Source organism: Colwellia ponticola (assembly GCF_005885605.1).
Classification (GTDB): domain Bacteria; phylum Pseudomonadota; class Gammaproteobacteria; order Enterobacterales; family Alteromonadaceae; genus Colwellia; species Colwellia ponticola.
Genome location: NZ_SZVP01000064.1, coordinates 1 through 483, shown reverse-complemented (window position 1 = coordinate 483; position 483 = coordinate 1). Strand labels below are relative to the sequence as shown.

Genomic DNA, 483 nt, shown 5'->3' with positions numbered 1-483 from the left:
GCTGAGTGCCACGGCACGTGAAATGCTGATAACAGCAGCAGCTTTGCAATGGAAAGTATCCGTGAATGATTGTTATGCAGAAGCTGGACATGTCATACACCGACCATCTGCCAAAAAAATGCACTACGGAGAACTCGTACTGCAAGCTTCAAAACTAGAAGCACCAAAAAATCCAAAACTTAAAAAAATATCCGAATATAAGCTGATTCGTCAGCCATTACACCGTTTGGATACGCCCATGAAACTTAATGGAAGTGCCATCTTTGGTTTGGATAAAAAAATTCCCGGAATGCTATATGCTGCCGTGGAAAGAAACCCAAGACTACGCGGAAAAGTAAAAAGCTTTGACGATTCCGAAGCAAAAAAGATACCCGGAGTAAAAAATATTTTCGTCGTAAAAATGATGGTACACAATACCATTCGGGAAGGTATAGCCGTTGTCGCTGATTCTACCTGGGCAGCGTTAGAAGGAAAAAAAGCTTT

At 41.6% G+C, this 483-nt stretch carries 1 pseudogene; it reads left to right on the top strand.

What is annotated here, in order from left to right:
- Nucleotides 1-22 precede the first annotated feature (22 nt).
- Nucleotides 23-483 (top strand): annotated as a pseudogene (locus FCS21_RS17655) (xanthine dehydrogenase family protein molybdopterin-binding subunit); the annotation flags it as partial.